Annotated in this window: 12 protein-coding genes; 7 read left to right on the top strand and 5 right to left on the bottom strand. The window is 58.3% G+C overall.

Translation table 11 applies throughout. From position 1 onward, the window contains the following. Positions 1 to 18 precede the first annotated feature (18 nt). From K5Y35_RS22580 to K5Y35_RS22565, 4 genes are all read left to right on the top strand, one after another. Positions 19 to 1,140: a sugar diacid recognition domain-containing protein gene (locus tag K5Y35_RS22580; protein WP_186745942.1), complete on the top strand. Its 1,122-nt coding sequence runs from the start codon at positions 19 to 21 to the stop codon at positions 1,138 to 1,140. 245 nt (positions 1,141 to 1,385) lie between these two features. After that, positions 1,386 to 2,537 (top strand): glycerate kinase, encoded by a 1,152-nt coding sequence (locus K5Y35_RS22575; RefSeq protein ID WP_222833002.1) that lies wholly within the window; start codon positions 1,386 to 1,388, stop codon positions 2,535 to 2,537. Between the two features lie 345 nt (positions 2,538 to 2,882). Next, positions 2,883 to 4,508 (top strand): methyl-accepting chemotaxis protein, encoded by a 1,626-nt coding sequence (locus tag K5Y35_RS22570; RefSeq protein WP_222833001.1) that lies wholly within the window; start codon positions 2,883 to 2,885, stop codon positions 4,506 to 4,508. A gap of 41 nt (positions 4,509 to 4,549) precedes the next feature. Continuing rightward, the gene (locus K5Y35_RS22565; protein ID WP_123468424.1) at positions 4,550 to 5,737 is read left to right on the top strand and encodes a pyridoxal phosphate-dependent aminotransferase; all 1,188 of its coding nucleotides are present in this window, start codon (positions 4,550 to 4,552) and stop codon (positions 5,735 to 5,737) included. Between the two features lie 117 nt (positions 5,738 to 5,854). Here the strand turns inward: K5Y35_RS22565 and K5Y35_RS22560 are convergent, their stop codons facing one another. The 5 genes from K5Y35_RS22560 to K5Y35_RS22540 form a co-directional block, all read right to left on the bottom strand. After that, positions 5,855 to 6,832: a 2-hydroxyacid dehydrogenase gene (locus tag K5Y35_RS22560; RefSeq protein WP_222833000.1), complete on the bottom strand. Its 978-nt coding sequence runs from the start codon at positions 6,830 to 6,832 to the stop codon at positions 5,855 to 5,857. 13 nt (positions 6,833 to 6,845) lie between these two features. Then, entirely contained in the window at positions 6,846 to 8,144 is a 1,299-nt protein-coding gene (locus K5Y35_RS22555) for an MFS transporter (RefSeq protein WP_123468427.1), read from the bottom strand. A gap of 58 nt (positions 8,145 to 8,202) precedes the next feature. Next, a complete protein-coding gene (locus tag K5Y35_RS22550) occupies positions 8,203 to 9,246 on the bottom strand; it encodes a sugar kinase (RefSeq protein ID WP_222832999.1) in 1,044 nt (347 codons plus the stop codon). Further along, the gene (locus K5Y35_RS22545; RefSeq protein WP_222832998.1) at positions 9,239 to 10,021 is read right to left on the bottom strand and encodes a sugar phosphate isomerase/epimerase family protein; all 783 of its coding nucleotides are present in this window, start codon (positions 10,019 to 10,021) and stop codon (positions 9,239 to 9,241) included. Before K5Y35_RS22545 ends, K5Y35_RS22550 begins: the two co-directional genes overlap by 8 nt. Before the next feature lie 175 nt (positions 10,022 to 10,196). Further along, positions 10,197 to 11,225: a LacI family DNA-binding transcriptional regulator gene (locus K5Y35_RS22540; protein WP_315985703.1), complete on the bottom strand. Its 1,029-nt coding sequence runs from the start codon at positions 11,223 to 11,225 to the stop codon at positions 10,197 to 10,199. A gap of 234 nt (positions 11,226 to 11,459) precedes the next feature. Between K5Y35_RS22540 and K5Y35_RS22535 the strand changes: the two genes are divergently transcribed. From K5Y35_RS22535 to K5Y35_RS22525, 3 genes are all read left to right on the top strand, one after another. After that, the gene (locus tag K5Y35_RS22535; protein WP_222832997.1) at positions 11,460 to 12,350 is read left to right on the top strand and encodes a hypothetical protein; all 891 of its coding nucleotides are present in this window, start codon (positions 11,460 to 11,462) and stop codon (positions 12,348 to 12,350) included. Between the two features lie 104 nt (positions 12,351 to 12,454). Continuing rightward, complete coding sequence (locus K5Y35_RS22530) at positions 12,455 to 14,539, top strand: hypothetical protein (protein ID WP_222832996.1); 2,085 nt, start codon at positions 12,455 to 12,457, stop codon at positions 14,537 to 14,539. A 249-nt stretch (positions 14,540 to 14,788) separates the two neighbouring features. Further along, complete coding sequence (locus K5Y35_RS22525) at positions 14,789 to 17,230, top strand: autotransporter outer membrane beta-barrel domain-containing protein (RefSeq protein WP_222832995.1); 2,442 nt, start codon at positions 14,789 to 14,791, stop codon at positions 17,228 to 17,230. Positions 17,231 to 17,239: the final 9 nt, after the last annotated feature.

Here is a 17,239-nt window from a genome sequence, read left to right as displayed (position 1 = left end):
TCAAGGATTCCAGCGCTTATGTTCGAACTCGATCACGACCTCGCCCAGGACATCGTCGACCGTGCCATGGCCATTTTGCCCTACAACGTCAATGTCATGGACAGCCAGGGCTTGATCCTCGGCAGTGGCGAGCCGGAGCGGATCAACACCCGCCACGAAGGCGCACAACTGGTGCTGGCCAACGGTCGGGTGGTGGAGATTGACGCGCAGACCGCCGTGCATTTGAAAGGCGTGCAGCCGGGCATCAATTTGCCGCTGTTGCTCGATCAGCGCTTGATCGGCGTGCTCGGCATCACCGGCGAGCCGGAGCAGTTGCGCACTTACGCCGAACTGGTGCGCATGACCGCGGAAATGCTCGTTGGCCAGCGCAATCAACAGGCCGAACAGCAATGGCGCCGTCAGCGTTGCGATGACTTGCTGGCGCTGTTGCTCAGCGAGGCGGGGGATTCGCCACGCCTGATCGACGAGGCGCAGCAACTCGGTCTCAAACCGCAATTGACCCGGGTGCCGTATCTGTTCGAATTGGGTCTGGAGCACGGCCCGGGGCAGACCGTCGAGGCCCTGAGTGCCTGGCTGACCTCACGTTATCCCGATAGCTGGTGCGTGAGTTCGGCAAAGTCGTCGCTGTTGTGGTGTCGATCGGCGAGCCACAACGTCGAATCTGACCGCTTGCTGGAAAAGCTCGACGGCCTGGGCTGGAATATTTTGCGCATCGCCGTGGGCGGGCAGGCGGATGGGCTGGTCGGGTTGCGCCGTTGCTATCGGCGGGTCGGCGATCTTCTGGCGTATGGACGAGAGGTGCTGCCGCACTCGCGTTTGCTGACGCTCAATCGTTATCGGCTGCCGGTGATGCTGTGGCGGCATCGCAATGACGATGCGCTGGATGAATTGCTCAAGCCGTTGCGCAAGGTCATCGCCAAGGACGGCAACGGCCAGTTGTTGGCGACGTTGCGCAGTTGGTGCGAGCACGACGGGCAAAGCCAGGCGTGTGCGGATGCGCTGGGGATTCATCGCAACAGTTTGCGTTACCGGATGGAGCGGATTGCCGAGTTGAGTGGGGTTGATCCGTTAAGGCTGGACGGGATGCTGGCGTTGTATCTCGGCGTGCAACTCCTGCCCCAGACTGATCCTGCGGCATGAGTTGTTCTTGCTGCCGCCATCGTTGGCAAGCCAGCTCCCACAGTCTCTGCAGTGGTAACAAAATTCATGGTCACTGAAGTTCCCTGTGGGAGCTGGCTTGCCAGCGATAGGGCCGGAACATTCACCCTCGATTTTAGGGCCTTTGTGAAAATGAACAATAAACGCCCACAGCGCTTGTGCAGCGGACAGGCGTCAATGCGCGGGCTGACTGGCAGCATGAGGAGCATTGGAACTGGAGAATTCGCATGAAGATCGTCATCGCCCCCGATTCGTTCAAGGACAGCCTGAGTGCCCAGGGCGTCGCCGAGGCCATTGCTTTGGGCCTGGCGCAAGTCTGGCCACAAGCCACGCTGGTCAAATGCCCGATGGCCGATGGCGGTGAAGGCACGGTCGACTCGATTCTCGCCGCGTGCGAAGGCGAACGGCGCCGCAGTCGCGTGCGTGGCCCGCTGGGCGTGCCGGTGGACGCGGCGTGGGGCTGGTTGCCGCACAATCACACCGCGATCATCGAGATGGCCGAGGCCAGCGGTTTGCAATTGGTGCCGCCGGGGCAACGTGACGCCTGCATCAGCAGCACCTTCGGCACTGGTGAGTTGATCCGTGCGGCGCTGGATGCTGGCGCGCAACGAGTGATTCTGGCGATTGGCGGCAGCGCGACCAACGACGGCGGCGCCGGCGCGATGCAGGCGCTGGGGGTGAAACTGCTGGATGCGCAAGGTCAGTCGCTGGTGCCGGGCGGTCTGGCACTGGCGCAATTGGCGCGTCTGGAACTGAGCGACCTGGACCCGCGTCTGGCCCACGTGCGCTTCGACATCGCCGCAGACGTCAACAATCCACTCTGCGGTCCGCACGGTGCTTCAGCGATTTTCGGCCCGCAAAAAGGTGCATCGCCCGCCCAAGTGCAGCAACTGGATCAGGCGCTGGGCCTTTTTGCCGAACACTGTGCACACGCCTTGGGCAAAGACGTGCGTGATGAACCGGGCAGCGGTGCAGCCGGTGGTCTGGGATTTGCTGCCAAGGCGTTTTTGGGCGCGCAATTTCGGGCCGGCGTGGAAGTGGTCGCCGAACTGGTGGGCCTCGCCGAAGCGGTGAAAGGCGCGGATCTGGTGATCACCGGCGAAGGCCGTTTCGATGCGCAGACCCTGCGCGGCAAAACCCCGTTTGGCGTGGCGCGGATTGCCAAACAGCAGCAGGTTCCGGTGATCGTCATTGCCGGCACTCTTGGCGAGGGCTATCAGGAACTCTACGGCCACGGCATTGATGCCGCATTCGCCGTTACCAGCGGGCCGATGCCCCTTGAGCAGGCCTGCGCCGAAGCGCCGCGATTGCTGCGTGAACGTGCGGCCGACATCGCCCGTGTCTGGCAGATGGCCAAGAATCAGCCTGATCAGCATTGATTAACCTGTGGCGAGGGAGCTTGCTCGCGCCGGGCTGCGAAGCAGCCCCAACCCTCTTGGTGTCAATCCTTCAGATCCACCGTGTTCAATGGTCTTGCGACTGCTGCACAGCCGAGCCGGAGCAAGCTCCCTCACCACCGACTTTGCTCAAACGCTCACGGTGTTTCATCGCTGTAACACCTTGAAAAATAGTTCCGTTTTACATGAAACCTTCCTAAAGCCTGGCCGATACAGAGATCAGGCGCACACAGATTCCCTTGAACCGTGACGCCAGACCGGTCCCGCTCCAAGGACTGGTGATGACGGCAAGGACGCTCGCAGCTACCTCTATCCGAGAGTCCAACCATGTCTTTGCGTAATCTGAAAATCGCGCCCCGTGCCTTCCTCGGTTTTGCCTTTATCGCCTTGCTGGTGATTGTCCTTGGCGTGTTCGCCGTCAATCGCATGTCGATCATTCGCCAGGCCTCCATCGACATGGATACCAATCAACTGCCCAGCGTCACCTACCTTGGCGTGGTGACGGAAAACGTGTTGCGCCTGCGGATTCTGTCGTTCCGCATTCTGGTCAACCGCGAGCCGGCCGGCCTGCAAGAGGCGCAGACGCGGATTGGCGTGTTGGTGGACAAGGTACGCAGTGCTCAGGCCAGCTACGCGGCATTGCCTGCGGAAGCCGAGGAGCGTGCCCTGTACCAGGCATTCGCGACGACGCTCGACAATTACCTGCAAGCACAAAACCAGATGATGGACTTGTCGCGTCAGGGCAAGGTCGAGGAAATGCGTACCCTGATTAACACAAAGATCAAGGAAGGCACCGACCAGATGGGCGAGCAGCTCAACAAGCTGATCGCGATCAACGCAGCGGGTGCCAAAGTCGCCTCCACTCAGGCGGGTGAGTATTACGACAGCGCCATTACCGGCATCATCATTGTCGCGGTGATTGCTGCGTTGGCGACGATATTGCTGGCATTGCTGCTGACGCGCAGCATCGTTACGCCGTTGAACCGGGCGGTGCTGGTAGCGCAAACCATTGCCGATGGCAATTTGAGCAAAGCCATCGAAATCGACGGCAAGGACGAAGCCACGCAACTGCTGCAGGCCCTGGCCACGATGCAGACCAACCTGCGCAAGACCATCGAACAGATTGCCGGCTCCGCCACCCAACTGGGCGCCGCAGCCGAAGAGCTCAGCGCGGTCACCGAAGAAGCCTCCCGTGGCCTGCAACAGCAGAACAACGAAATCGAACAGGCCGCCACTGCCGTCAACGAGATGACCGTCGCCGTGGAAGAGGTTGCACGTAACGCCGTCTCAACCTCCGAGGCCTCGAACCAGTCGACCCAGGCCGCCCGTGAAGGCCGCGATCAAGTGGTGAAAACCGTCGACGCGATTCAGACCATGACCCACGACGTGCAGAGCACCGCGCAAATGATCGAAGGCCTGGCGGCGCAGGGTCGGGACATCGGCAAAGTGCTCGACGTGATCCGCGCCATCGCCGAACAGACCAACCTGCTGGCGCTCAACGCAGCCATCGAAGCGGCGCGTGCCGGTGAGGCGGGTCGTGGCTTTGCGGTGGTGGCAGACGAAGTGCGCGCACTGGCCCATCGCACCGCGCAATCGACTCAGGAAATCGAAAAAATGGTCGCCGGCATCCAGAACGGCACCGGTGAAGCGGTTTCGTCGATGCAGCAGAGCAACCAGCGCACCCAGACCACCCTGGAAATGGCCCGCGCCGCCGGCGTCGCCCTTGAGCAGATCACCCAGTCGATTCATCAGATCAACGAGCGCAACCTGGTGATCGCCAGCGCCTCCGAAGAACAGGCGCAAGTGTCCCGCGAAGTTGACCGTAATCTGGTCAATATCCGCGATCTGGCTACGCAATCGGCTGCCGGGGCCAACCAGACCAGCGCCGCCACCCATGAGCTGTCGCGTCTGGCGGTGGATTTGAACGCCATGGTGGCGCGTTTTGTGATTTGAGATAGGGTGAAGGCTGGAGATTGCGCAAACAGGAGACGTGCATGCGCTATTCAGCCTTGACTCAACGAATCGCCGGGGAGGGCGCAGCGGCCTGGCAGATTCACGACCGAGCGCTGGAGTTGCGCGCTGAGGGCGTCGATGTCCTGCTGCTGAGTGTGGGCGATCCGGATTTCGATACACCGCTGCCGATCGTCCACGGTGCCATCGACAGTCTGCTGGCCGGCGATACGCATTATGCGGAAGTGCGCGGCCGCTTGGCCTTGCGCAAACTGATTGCCCGGCGGCATCAGCGACGCTGCGGTCAGGCGGTCGATGCCGACCACGTGATCGTGCTGCCGGGGGCGCAATGCGCGGTGTATTCAGTGGCGCAATGCCTGCTGGATCCGGGGGACGAGGTGATTGTCGCCGAGCCGATGTACGTCACCTACGAAGGCGTGTTCGGCGCCTGCGGGGCGACCGTGGTGCCGGTGCCGGTGCGTCCGGAAAACGGCTTTCGCGTTGACCCCGCCGATGTCGCTGCACGCATCACCGGCAAGACCCGGGCGATGCTGCTCAACAGTCCCAACAACCCCTGCGGCGCGAGCCTGTCACTGCTGATCTGGCAGGAACTGGCGGCGCTGTGCATTCGTCATGACTTATGGCTGATCAGCGATGAGGTCTACAGCGATTTGCTCTACGAAGGCGAGCACATCAGCCCGGCGAGTCTGCCGGGCATGGCGGAGCGCACGGCGACCATCAACAGCCTGTCGAAATCCCACGCCATGACCGGCTGGCGGATCGGTTGGTCGATCGGGCCAAAAGCGTTGGCCGAACACTTGGTGAATCTGTCGTTGAGCATGCTGTTCGGTTTGCCGGAATTCGTGCAGAAAGCCGCGCAGGTTGCGCTGGAAACGGACCTGCCGGAAGTGGCGCAGATGCGCGAGGAGTATCGCTTGCGCCGGGATCTGGTCTGCGAGCGGCTGCAGGGCTGCCCGGGTTTGCAACCGATCCGCCCGGATGGCGGCATGTTCGTGATGGTCGATGTGCGCCAGACCGGGTTAGGCGCTCAAGCGTTTGCCGAGCGCTTGCTGGAAAATTACGGCGTGTCGGTGCTGGCTGGTGAGGCGTTTGGGCCCAGTGCAGCGGGGCATATTCGCATCGGGCTGGTGGTCGATCGGGTCAAACTGGCGGACGCCTGCTCGCGGATTACACTGTGTGCGGCGCAGCTGTTACAGGCGCGCAGTGCCTGATGGTTTTGTGTTGCCTGTACCGGCCTCTTCGCGAGCAAGCTCGCTCCCACAGGGGAATGCGTTTCAAATGTGGGAGCGAGCTTGCTCGCGAAGGCGGCATGACAGCCACCGATTAATTCAGCCCTGCCAAGCCGATGGATTCACCAGATTCGCAGGTTTTTCCCCAGCCAGCGCCGCCAACAGATTCTCCACCGCACAGCGCGCCATCGCTTCGCGTGTCTCATGCGTTGCCGAGCCCATGTGCGGCGTCGCCACCACATTATTCAGTTGCAACAACGGCGAGTCATGCTGCAACGGCTCACGCTCGAACACATCCAATCCCGCCGCACGAATGCGCTGATGACGCAGCGCTTCAATCATCGCCGCCTCATCCACCACTTTGCCCCGCGAAATGTTGATGAAGATGCTTTGCGGACGCATCAGCGCAAACTCCTCAGCTCCAATCAAGCCTTCGGTCTGCGCGGTCAGCGGCAAGGTCAGGCAAATGAAATCGGCCTGCTGGAGCAGCTCTTCAAGGCTGCGATATTGCGCATCAAACCGCGCCTCGACCGCCGGTTTACGCGACTGACTGGTGTAAATCACCGACATGCCAAACCCGAAATGCCCACGCTGGGCCAACGCTTCACCGATGCGGCCCATGCCGATGATGCCCAGGGTTTTGCCATGCACATCGGTGCCGAAATGCGCCGGGCCGATATTGCGATGCCACTGGCCGCTGCGCACCATGTTCGCCAGTTCCACCACGCGCCGGGCGGTGGCGAGGATCAGCGCGAAACCGGTGTCGGCGGTGGTTTCGGTGAGCACATCAGGCGTGTTGCTGAGCAGGATCTTGCGCCGCGTCAGGTAGTCGATGTCGTAGTTGTCGACGCCCACCGAGACGCTGGCAATCGCCTCCAGCTTCGGTGCCAGATCGAGTAGTGCCGCATCCAGTTTCAGACTGGCGCCAAGCAAACCGTGGGCGCCGGGCAGGGCGTCGCGCAGTTTCATCAGGCCGTCGCTGTCGAGGCTGTCGATCAGCGTCAGGTCGAACCGTTCGTGCAGTCGCGCCATCAGCACTGGCGAGAGTTTCTTGTACAACACAACGTGTTTTTTCATGGCAAGCATCTCTTCAGGAATGAGCCGGCACGGGACGCGTGGCAGCGGCTTTGGCCACGACGCGATCGCTTGCGCCGGGCTTGAGAAAAATCGTCAGCACCACCGATAACATCAGCGCGCCGCTCATCAGCAGGTACGACGCACCGGGCGAACCAGTTGAGCTATTGAGGTAGCCGACCAGATACGAACCGCCGAACGAACCGAGGGCGCCCATGCTGTTGATCAACGCCATCGCGCCGCCCGCCACGTTGGCCGGCAGAATCTCCGGAACGATGGCGAAAAACGGTCCGTACGGCGCGTACATGCAGGCACCGGCAATCACTAGCAGCGTGTACGACCACCAGAAATGCTCGGTGCCCAAGGCGTAAGAGCCGTAGAAAGCGATGGACGCGATCAGCAGCGGCGGCCAGACAAAGCGTTTGCGTTTTTGCAGTTTGTCCGAGCCCCACGACACCGCGAGCATGCCGATCACTGCCGCCAGGTACGGCAGCGCCGACAGCCAGCCGGCCTCGATCATGTCCATTTGTGCGCCAGCCTTGAGGATCGACGGCAGCCACAGCACAAAGCCGTAAACGCCGATGCTCCAGCAGAAAAACTGCAGCGCAAGGACGATCACCTTCGGCGAGCGGAACGCCTCGGCGTAGTTCTTTACCGCTTTGATCCCGACCTGTTCGGCTGCCAGAGCACTTTCCAGATCGTGCTTTTCTTGGTCGTTGAGCCACTTGGCCTGCGCCGGCCGATCATCGGCCAGACGCCACCAGATAAACGCCCACAGCACCGCCGGCAAACCTTCGATGATGAACATCCAGCGCCAGCTGAAATGCTGCACCAGATAGCCTGAAACCACCGACATCCACAGCATCGTCACCGGGTTGCCGAGGATCAGGAAGGTGTTGGCCCGTGAGCGTTCGGCACGGGTAAACCAATGGCACAGGTACACCAGCATCGCCGGCATCACGGCCGCTTCGACCACACCGAGCATGAAGCGGATGACGATCAGCCAATAGGCGTTGGAGACCACGCCGGTCAGGGTGGCGAGGCCGCCCCAAAGGATCAGGCTGACGAAAATCAGTTTCTTCACGCTGTGTTTTTGCGCATAGATTGCACCGGGCACCTGGAAGAAAAAGTAACCGAGGAAGAACAGCGCCCCGAGCAGCGATGACAGGCCCGGTGTGATCATCAGGTCTTCGGCCATGCCCGATGCGGCGGCGAAGCCGTAGTTGGCGCGATCCAGATACGCCAGGCTGTAGGTGATGAACACAATCGGCATGATGTACCACCAGCGGCGGGCGGCGAGGGTTGCGGTTTTCATGGTCTTGCTCCTGAGCTTGTTGTTTTTGTCGCAGCAGGTTCAATGAATCGGTTGCCTGTCAGGGCCTCATCGCTGGCAAGCCAGCTCCCTCAGGGATCTCGGGTATGTCAAAGATTGCATTGCCACCACCAACCCTTGTGGGAGCTGGCTTGCCAGCGATGGCGGCCTCAAATTCGCTGAAGAGTTCAGCCCGGGTTGGAAGGCCCTCCATATCCCCGCGACTCTGCACCGCCCGACTGCCAATCCAGTTCGCACGCTGCACCGCCTCGGCAAAACTCTGGTGCTCAAGCAGGGCACTGATCATCCCCACCGCAAAACCATCACCGGCACCGACCGTGTCGACGACATGCGCCACCGGCACACCGGCGACAAACCCCGATGCCAGATGCGTGCGGTAATAAGCGCCTTGCGGCCCAAGCTTGATCGCCACCGCTTCGGCACCTTGATCGAGATAAAACGCAGCAATGTCCGCCGGGTCTTCGAAACCGGTGAGCAAACGGCCTTCACTCAAACCCGGCAGCACCCAATGGGCGAGGGCGGCGAGGCGGTTGATCTCGCCGATCATCTCGCGCTCGCTGGCCCACAGGCTCGGACGCAGATTGGGATCGAACGACACGCTGCGCCCGGCATTGCGCATGCGTGTCATCAGTTCAAAGGACATCTCCCGCGTCGAGGCCGATAGCGCCGGCGGGATGCCAGTCGCATGCAGATGGCGGGCGCTCAACAGGCTGGCCGTGATCGACTGGGGGGACAGATGACTGGCCGCCGAACCGCGCCGGAAATACTCGACCTGCGGGTCGCTGCCATCGTCATTGCGCGATTTGAACTGGAAACCGGTCGGGTGCTGTTTGTCGACGTCGACGTGACTGCAGTCCAGACCCTCCTTGATCAAGGTCTCGACCACAAAGCGCCCGAGCGAATCATTGCCGACCCGGCTCAGCCACGCGACGTTGAAACCCAGGCGCGACAGCCCGATCGCGACATTGCTGTCGGCCCCGGCGATACGCTTGTGAAAGTGCTCGACCGCCGCCAGATCACCGGTTTGCTCGGCGACCAGCATCGCCATGGTTTCGCCGAACGACAGAATATCGATCTCAGACATGAGCAGGCTCCAGACGCGATTGGCCGAGGCGGGCGAGGGCGGCGACGTGCTCGGTGGTCAGTTGCACCAGATCCTCGCCCTGCAACGGATATTCGGCGGCGCGCATAACGCCTTGGGCCATGTGCCGCAACAGTTGTTCCCACAGATGCAGGTCACTGACGGCCGGCGGCACCGCCACCAGTTTGCCGTCCGGGCGGCGGGCAACGGCTTTGCAATGCACGTAACCGACGTGCCGGCCCAACAGGCGCGCAGCATTCGCGGCGGACTGGTCCTGCCACTGCCAGTTGCCGATGTCGAAGGTCATTTTGATCGGCAAGTTGTGCTGCTCGACGGCGGCGAAGAAACGCTGAAACGGTTCGATGCGCCCGCCGTGCAAGGTCTGGTCGTTCTCGACCAGCAACTGCACCGGGCTGTGCTTCAAGCGTTCGGCCAGGGCTTGCAGATCATTGTTATCGGTGAAGTAGCCGAGAGAAACCTTCAGCCATTTCGAGCCGAACGCTTCGGCGTTTTGCAGCGCGTTGATCAGCTCAGGATTGGGCCGCGACTGGCCGGCGAGCCACAGCTCAGTGGGCGAGGAATAAATACTTTGCAGGCCCTGCGCTTGAGTGGCGGCGCTCAGTTGCGCGGGCACTTCGCGGGTCAGTAATTCTTCGCGCCATTCGATGCGATCGGCACCGGCGGCGGCGAGCACGTCGATGAAAAAATCCTGCCCGCGCTGGCGCACGAGCTCGGCACCGTAGCTGGACAGACTGATGGAAACGGCGGGTTTATTCATTGTTATTGACCTCTGAAACCGGTTTCATTTTTGTTCAAAAAAATATCAGGTATTTCTGTGATGTCCTTCTGGGCCTCATCGCTGGCAAGCCAGCTCCCACAGGTTTAGAGGTGTACCAAGCCTTTGTGTACGACTCGAACACTGTGGGAGCTGGCTTGCCAGCGATAGCGTCAGATCAAACACCAGCAACCTCACGGGTCGACCCACGCTCCACCAGCACCGGCGCAAAATCCACCACCCGCGCCACCTCATCATCCCCACGCAAGCGCTTGAGCAAACACTCAAACGCCCGCGCGCCAATCTCTGCCGTCGGCTGAGCCAGCGCAGTAATCCCGCTGCCCACCAATGGATACCAATCAAGGTCATCGAGGGCGATCAGCCCGACATCCTCGAACAACCGCGCCCCCATCGCCCGCAACGCCGTCGTGGTCGCCAACGCCGCCACGCCATTGGCGCAAAACAGCGCTTTCGGGCCATTGCCGGGGGTATTCAAGAAGGTTTGAAGTTGTGCGCTCAGATCATCGCCGGTTTCCAGCACCGCCCCGGTCAGCGCCGAGCGCTGGGCAATCTGCGCCTGAAAACTGCTGACCCGCTCGATCCGCGAACTGGTGCCGTCATACGGTTCAGTCACCAGTACCAGATTCCGATATCCACGCTGCTCCAAATGCCTGATCGCCATCTCCACGGCTTGCGGGTTATTCAGCCCGACCATGTCGCTGTCCAGCCCGTCGACCTTGCGATCCACCAGCACCAGCGGCATCTCGCGGCGCAGTTCATGCAGTTCGTCACGGTGATGGCCAAGGGTGTTCACGATCAGCCCTTCGATGTTGTACGAGCGCAACAGCGCCAGGTGCTGGCGTTCCTGTTCGTCATCGCGGTCGGTGTTGCACACCACCAGGCTATAGCCGTGCGCCCGGCAAGCGGTTTCCACCCCGTGCATCACGGCAATCGAATAAGGGTTACGGATATCGGCGACCAGCATGCCGATCAGGCGCGTGCGCCCACGTTTCAGGCCGCGAGCCATTTGGTTGGGGCGGTAGCCGAGTTCGCTGATGGCCTGCTCGATGCGCAGGGCAATGGCATCGGAGAGCAGGGCGCGATCATCGCCGATGAAGCGCGAGACGCTGGCCTTGGACACGCCTGCGCGTCTGGCAACATCAAGCATGGTGACGCGGCTGCGCTGAGCGGCGGAAAGGACGTTCAATTCGGTAGACCTTATTTTTGGAGGGTAGCGTTTCAATATGAAATACCGCTGAAACCGGTTTCAGAAGACACTATCAAACCCTGGCTCGTCAACCTTCAAGTACGTCAAAAGCATTCATGGCAAGCTGAATTTCCGACAGGCGGTTACTTGACCTGTCAGATCTGACAGTAGGCAGTTTCCGATTAGCAGCGCTTAATTTCTTCAGGCCAAAATGACCAGCCAGTGAGAAATTCCATGCCGACCAAAGTGCCAATTACTGCCAGCAGCACATTGAATTCCGCTGTGCTCCTGAGCCTTCCGCGAGTGGACGGAGTTGACCCCCAAGATCCGGCCGGAACATTGCCGGCGGACGCAAAACAAGTCGGCATCGTCTGCGTGATTGACCGCTGGCTGAGTTTTCCTGTTTCTGGCGAGCGCAAAGACCGTGTCGAGATCTTCATTGTCGGTAACCCCGATGTTGTCGCCCGGGCCGAATATGGGGTCGCGGACGACGCTGTGGAGTTTCGTATTTCAGTGGCTCCCGAGAAACTACCGGATGTGGCGACGTTTGAGTTGTTTTATAAGGTCCTTTCGATCAACCCTACGACGTCGGATAAACGACGCCTGACATACGCAATCGTTGCGCCACCGCAACGTTTGAAAGAGGCGGATTTTCCCGACGCAGACTTTTGGGGGTATATCGGTTGTGATAAAAATTATCCCGACGATCCGGAGTCCTTGTTTATCTGGGAAGGGGTGCGCGTCGAGATTCCTTTTGATGATTTATTTAATCTCAACGATGTCCTCAGAGTTTATTGGCAAGCATGGGACTCTCTATACGGACCAGGACAACATGCAAAACCATTAACGCCAGAGTTCGAATTCAATGAGGTTGTAACTGATGTTGTAAACAAACAAGCGGTAAAGTTGGTGATAAAACCATTTGCCTCACATATAGAGCCGATGCGAAACAACGCTTCAGCGACCGTCAATTACCAGTTGTTGCGAAATGGAATCCCAATATTTCGTTCTTTTACCGGGCTGGTGAAAGTAGACAGGGTAATTCCGCAAGGAAGGGTAATTCGGGGAGGCAGGGTAATTCCGCGAAAAATCGAATATTGCGCTGACTCAAGTTGGATGACTTGATCAGAGCGTAATAGTGGCAGCGATATCACGACTGCAGTTGGCGGCGTTCGCCATTGTCGAAGATGCATGGGTTGAAGACATTTTCTACGCAATGGAGAAAGTACATGACAAGTATTCAAACAGCAGCGTCAGATTCACCAGTGGGCATTTTGGCTGCGCCTACCCCGGAGTTACCGGATGGACGCGGTCCAACCAGGAACATTATTCCGATAGCCGCGATTCCTGTGGGCGGCCCGCTGACACTTATGGTCAAGACTAATGTATGGTTGAACCCTAACGACGCGGATCGGATCGCCCTTGATGTCACGCGAACTCAACCACCGGCCGATCCGTTGCCGGCGGACTTCACGCGGCTGCCCCGGGTAAGCCTCGGTGACCTGGCCAACCGCCCTGTAGATTTTCCGATCACAGTGCCTACCGAATATCTGGGTGAGAATGCAACCCCGGTCGGACCGACGCCGATCTGGGTTCGTAGCGTTCTGTATGAGCGTGGGCTCAACCCGCTGACCGGTGCTGTAATGCAGTTTTTTATCGACCGTACCGGTGCCTGGCAGGCGAAACCTGCACAAACAGGTACAAATCCCGGACAAATCCCTGGCGCCAGAACAATTCCGCCAGCCACGTTTCCAAATGCCCCTGGCGATCTCGATGACACATGGGCGAACCTGCCAGGTAACTCAGGGGGATTGCAGGTAGTAATTGATACGTCCTACCCCAACGCTCAGCCGGATGACACGTTGACCCTGTACATGGCAGGTAAACGTACCAACCCTCCGGAAGTGTTACCTTTTTTTAACGGGCCAATGCCCACCGATGGCAAGCTGTCCATCCCGACCGCAGATCTACGCAAGGTAACGAGCGGCCGGGCGTTCATCTGGTTCATCATTACTGACGCTGCCGGCAACCAGAGCGCATGGGGCGTGTATTACAGAAACGTACGTTTTCTGCCACTTCCTAAATTGGGCGTAATTACCGTCCCGGCAAACGAAGATGGTCTGATCGATTTACAAGATGCGCGTGCAGGTGTGAAGGTAAAAGTCAGCCGGTTGGTAGATACGCTCGACACCGATGGAGTGAGCCTGACGTACGGCACTCAACCTGCCCAGGATCTCCAATTCAATGCACTCCAGGAACTGGAGTTCACCATTCCTTGGGCGAGTCTGAGCAAACAGTACTTTGATAACCAGACGGGTACGAATTTTGAGCTGGACGTGGTCGTCAAAGCAGACTTGATGCGTAGCGGTTTATCGGCCGACAGTGGAACAATAACTGTAAAAACAGATTTCTCGACGCATCCGCCTTATACCGTCGACCCGACGAACCCACCCCCTGAGGTTAATCCCGAGTTCAAGAAACTTATTGTCCGCGGACAGGCCCCTGTTACGGACAACGTGCTCGGCCCTCATGACGTCAATCAAACAGCCAAGGCTTACATCGATGTATCGCCTGTCACAGTCGGGACGACATTTCCCGATCCCGAAGCGGGCGATCTGGTCACTCTGATGTATCTCGGGAATCAAGGCGAAATTATCGTTAATTCCATGCCAATGACTGTATCGAATATCAATACAATTATTGAGCTAGATTTGCCATATAGCGTTGTCGGCCCGGGTGGTATTGGACCTAAAGACGCTTGGTGGGTATATGAAAATCCGGCTCGAAATAATACTCAAAAGTCGGAAAAAGAGACGGTAACTGTCAATACTGTAGTCATCGTCCTCGATAAACCGGAATTCCAACGTCCACCCACCGATGCCACCGAATACCCGAACATCATTTGCTTGAGTTTGACGGGGGATGATCACGTTGCGACGTTCAAGATCAACCCCAATGATCATTTCACCGATGGGATGGACATCACATTCAATTGGCAAGGCTGGCATGACAAGGCTTATACGGTAGATGCGCCGGCCGATACTGTGTTTAGTAAGACTCGTGCTATCACTGATGCAGAACTAAAGGCTGGCATGATTTGGGAAGTGCCGTATACACCTTTTATTCGCAATCTTCCTCGTCCTCCTGCTACACCATCTGATCCAACCGATTTTTATGCGGGCTATGTGAAAATCTGGTACTCCACGCCGATTGTGCCTACATCGGAAGTTGAAGAAATGGTGGTTTACTTGCTCAACGGTGACCTCAAGTACTGCGAGACGGAACCAGGCTGGGATCCTGAGCCTGCTCCTTAATCGGCAATCGGTGTTATTGCATTGCCGGGAGAGCAAAATTCTCCCGGTAATGCAACCTCGTTGACGACTAAAAACGTACGGCGCATCTCGATTCTGGACGATTAAACCCACTAACAAAGAGGATTATTCCTACAGAAATGGTTCTGGCTTGCGGGTATTCTCTGCCCCCCTCAACCACGGGTGACTGATTGGGCTTGATTATCTGAGCCGTCGTTTTTCCGTCCTGATTAAACTCAATGAGAAGTTAATATGACGATTGAAAAAAGACTGGGACCGACAGTTTTAAAAGTTACTGGCACGCTCTCGTACGCGGCAGTGCTAGTTGCGTTCTCGGAGGTTTCTTTTTCGCGAAATCTCAATCCTGGCGAGGTCGAAACAGTATCCGTCGGTGCTACGCCAGAGGCCTGGTTCATCCCTGCCACTGCCACGCTCAACCTCAATGGTGGTGATGCGCTTAACATCGTTGTCGGCGGTGGAACATTAAATGCGATTTCCGCCAACACTTCACAGATTGAAGCCTCCGCAGATGCCCTCGTGACTCTGGATGGGGCAAGGGTGACAGGTAGCAATTTTGACACGGCGCTGAACTTGACTGACAGCACGGCAGTGGTGTCCGGCAGTACGCTGTCCAGCGATGGCAGAGCAATGTCGCTTGCGCGCGACTTGAACATACCCGTTGGCTCAACAGCGACCGTCACTGGCAGTACGCTGACAGGAGGTTTCTCGGGTGCAGCGGTGACATCCCTCAGTACGTTGAATCTGGTGGACAGCCGGGTTGAAGGAACCAACGCAGATGGGGTTGGCCTCGAACTTTATGGCGGCAACGCCAACATCAGTGCAGACAGCCGGGTCATTGGAGAACTGAACGGTATCATCTTCGGCGAGGACACCGTTTTGAACCCGAGCGATGTCACCGCACAGAGCGTATTGAAGGTTGATGGGTCAACCGTGCAGGGCCGCACCGGCGCAGCGATCAAAGTAGATTTTGCGACGCCGGACGATCAACCGGTATTGATCGAAATAGCTAACCGTTCGAACCTGATCGGCGGCAACGGCAATATCCTCGAAGTCATCGATGGCGCAGCGGCGCGATTTCAGGTCGACAACAGCCAGTTGACGGGCAATGTAGAGGTTGCTGACGGTGGAACCGCCACCGTTTTCTTGCAAAACAATGCCAGCCTTGACGGCAATTTGCTCAACGTTGCCTCTGTTTCTCTCGATACCCGAAGCATACTCACCGGTAACATTCAGGGATCGGGGACTGGCGTCGTGACGCTGGACAACGACTCGATCCTGCACGGTTCGGTTACCGGCGTCAGTACTATGTCCATCGGGCGTGGTGCTGAATGGAACCTGGTTGGCAACAATTCGTTATCAAATGTCGAAATGCAGGGCGGGAACGTGAGATTCGGCACGCCCGCCGAGTTCGTCCGCCTGACCGTTGCCAACTTGTCAGGCAACGGCCGGTTTTTTTTGGATGCTGACGTGTCCACCGGTGAAACCGACTTTCTCAGTGTCACGGAATCAGCCAGTGGCCGTCACGAGCTGGTGGTCGGTGCAAGCGCCCGCGAACCTGTCACTGGTGCACCCGTTCAAGTGGCTAACATCGCTGGCGGGGATGCTCAGTTTGATCTGAGAAACGGTCAGGTTGATCTTGGTGCTTTGGCGTACAAACTGGTGCGAGAGGGCGAAGGTATTTTCCTGCGAACTGATGGGTCAACGCCGAGCACAGGTTCACAAACAGCATTGGCTATCGCCGGTACCGCACCTACGGTTATCTATTCGGAAATGACCACTCTCAATACCCGCCTCGGCGACCGTCGCATGGCCGGCACTCAGCCCCGGTCGCGATCGGTTGCCGCACTGGACTCAAATAATCAGAACGCGACATCCGGCCTGTGGATACGGACTCACGCCAATCAGTACAACGTCAAGAATGCCTACGGTGATGGTTATAAACAAAATCAGACTGGCGTCTCGTTGGGGGTGGATACGCCACTACCGATAGGTGATGGCCAATGGTTGATCGGAGTTTTTGGTGGATACAGCACCACTCGCCTTAACCTTGCCCGTGGCAGCGCCGGCACGATCGACAGCACCTATGGCGGGATGTATCTGTCGTGGTATGACGAAATGACCGGCTACTACGTGGATACCGTTGGCAAAATCAACCGTTTTAGTAATGACGTCAAAGTCACCTTGAGCGATGACACTCGAACAAAGGGAGACTTCGATAATCTCGGCATCAGTGGAACCGTCGAAGTGGGTAAGCATATCGTCTTGAACCGAGGTTACTTCATCGAGCCCTCTGCTCAGTTTGGTGTAGCGGCTGTGAAAGGCAAAGACTATAAGTTGGACAATGGACTGCAGGTAGACAGCAACGAGACCCGCTCATTGCTCGGCAAGGTCGGAATGACAGTTGGCCGCGAGGTGGTGCTGAACAATGGCGGCAAACTGCAACCCAGGCTGCGCGCGGCGGTAAGTCATGAATTCGTCAACAACAATCGTGTCAGCGTGAATGACACTGACTTCAACAACGATTTGTCCAGCACCAGTCTTGAGCTGACCGGTGGTCTGAACTGGGTGCCAGCCAATAACAAATGGCAGGTATATGGTGAGATAGGGACTAGCAGGGGCAGCAAAGCTGACCAGGAGCTAGGAGGGAGTGTCGGGTTGAGCTTCAATTTCTGATCGCATCAT

Origin of the sequence: Pseudomonas sp. SC3(2021) (assembly GCF_019856535.1) — a bacterium.
In the GTDB taxonomy this organism is placed as follows: domain Bacteria; phylum Pseudomonadota; class Gammaproteobacteria; order Pseudomonadales; family Pseudomonadaceae; genus Aquipseudomonas; species Aquipseudomonas monsensis.
The sequence above is the reverse complement of the archived record's forward strand: the minus strand, read 5'-3'. Positions and strand labels throughout refer to the sequence as shown.

What these genes read in the sequence shown, in the direction of transcription:
- K5Y35_RS22565 (WP_123468424.1), top strand. Translation starts at nt 4,550, where the DNA reads ATGCGCTATTCAGCCTTGACTCAACGAATCGCCGGGGAGGGCGCAGCG.
- K5Y35_RS22575 (WP_222833002.1), top strand. Translation starts at nt 1,386, where the DNA reads ATGAAGATCGTCATCGCCCCCGATTCGTTCAAGGACAGCCTGAGTGCC.
- K5Y35_RS22555 (WP_123468427.1), bottom strand. Translation starts at nt 8,144, where the DNA reads ATGAAAACCGCAACCCTCGCCGCCCGCCGCTGGTGGTACATCATGCCG.
- K5Y35_RS22560 (WP_222833000.1), bottom strand. Translation starts at nt 6,832, where the DNA reads ATGAAAAAACACGTTGTGTTGTACAAGAAACTCTCGCCAGTGCTGATG.
- K5Y35_RS22525 (WP_222832995.1), top strand. Translation starts at nt 14,789, where the DNA reads ATGACGATTGAAAAAAGACTGGGACCGACAGTTTTAAAAGTTACTGGC.
- K5Y35_RS22530 (WP_222832996.1), top strand. Translation starts at nt 12,455, where the DNA reads ATGACAAGTATTCAAACAGCAGCGTCAGATTCACCAGTGGGCATTTTG.
- K5Y35_RS22580 (WP_186745942.1), top strand. Translation starts at nt 19, where the DNA reads ATGTTCGAACTCGATCACGACCTCGCCCAGGACATCGTCGACCGTGCC.
- K5Y35_RS22545 (WP_222832998.1), bottom strand. Translation starts at nt 10,021, where the DNA reads ATGAATAAACCCGCCGTTTCCATCAGTCTGTCCAGCTACGGTGCCGAG.
- K5Y35_RS22570 (WP_222833001.1), top strand. Translation starts at nt 2,883, where the DNA reads ATGTCTTTGCGTAATCTGAAAATCGCGCCCCGTGCCTTCCTCGGTTTT.
- K5Y35_RS22535 (WP_222832997.1), top strand. Translation starts at nt 11,460, where the DNA reads ATGCCGACCAAAGTGCCAATTACTGCCAGCAGCACATTGAATTCCGCT.
- K5Y35_RS22550 (WP_222832999.1), bottom strand. Translation starts at nt 9,246, where the DNA reads ATGTCTGAGATCGATATTCTGTCGTTCGGCGAAACCATGGCGATGCTG.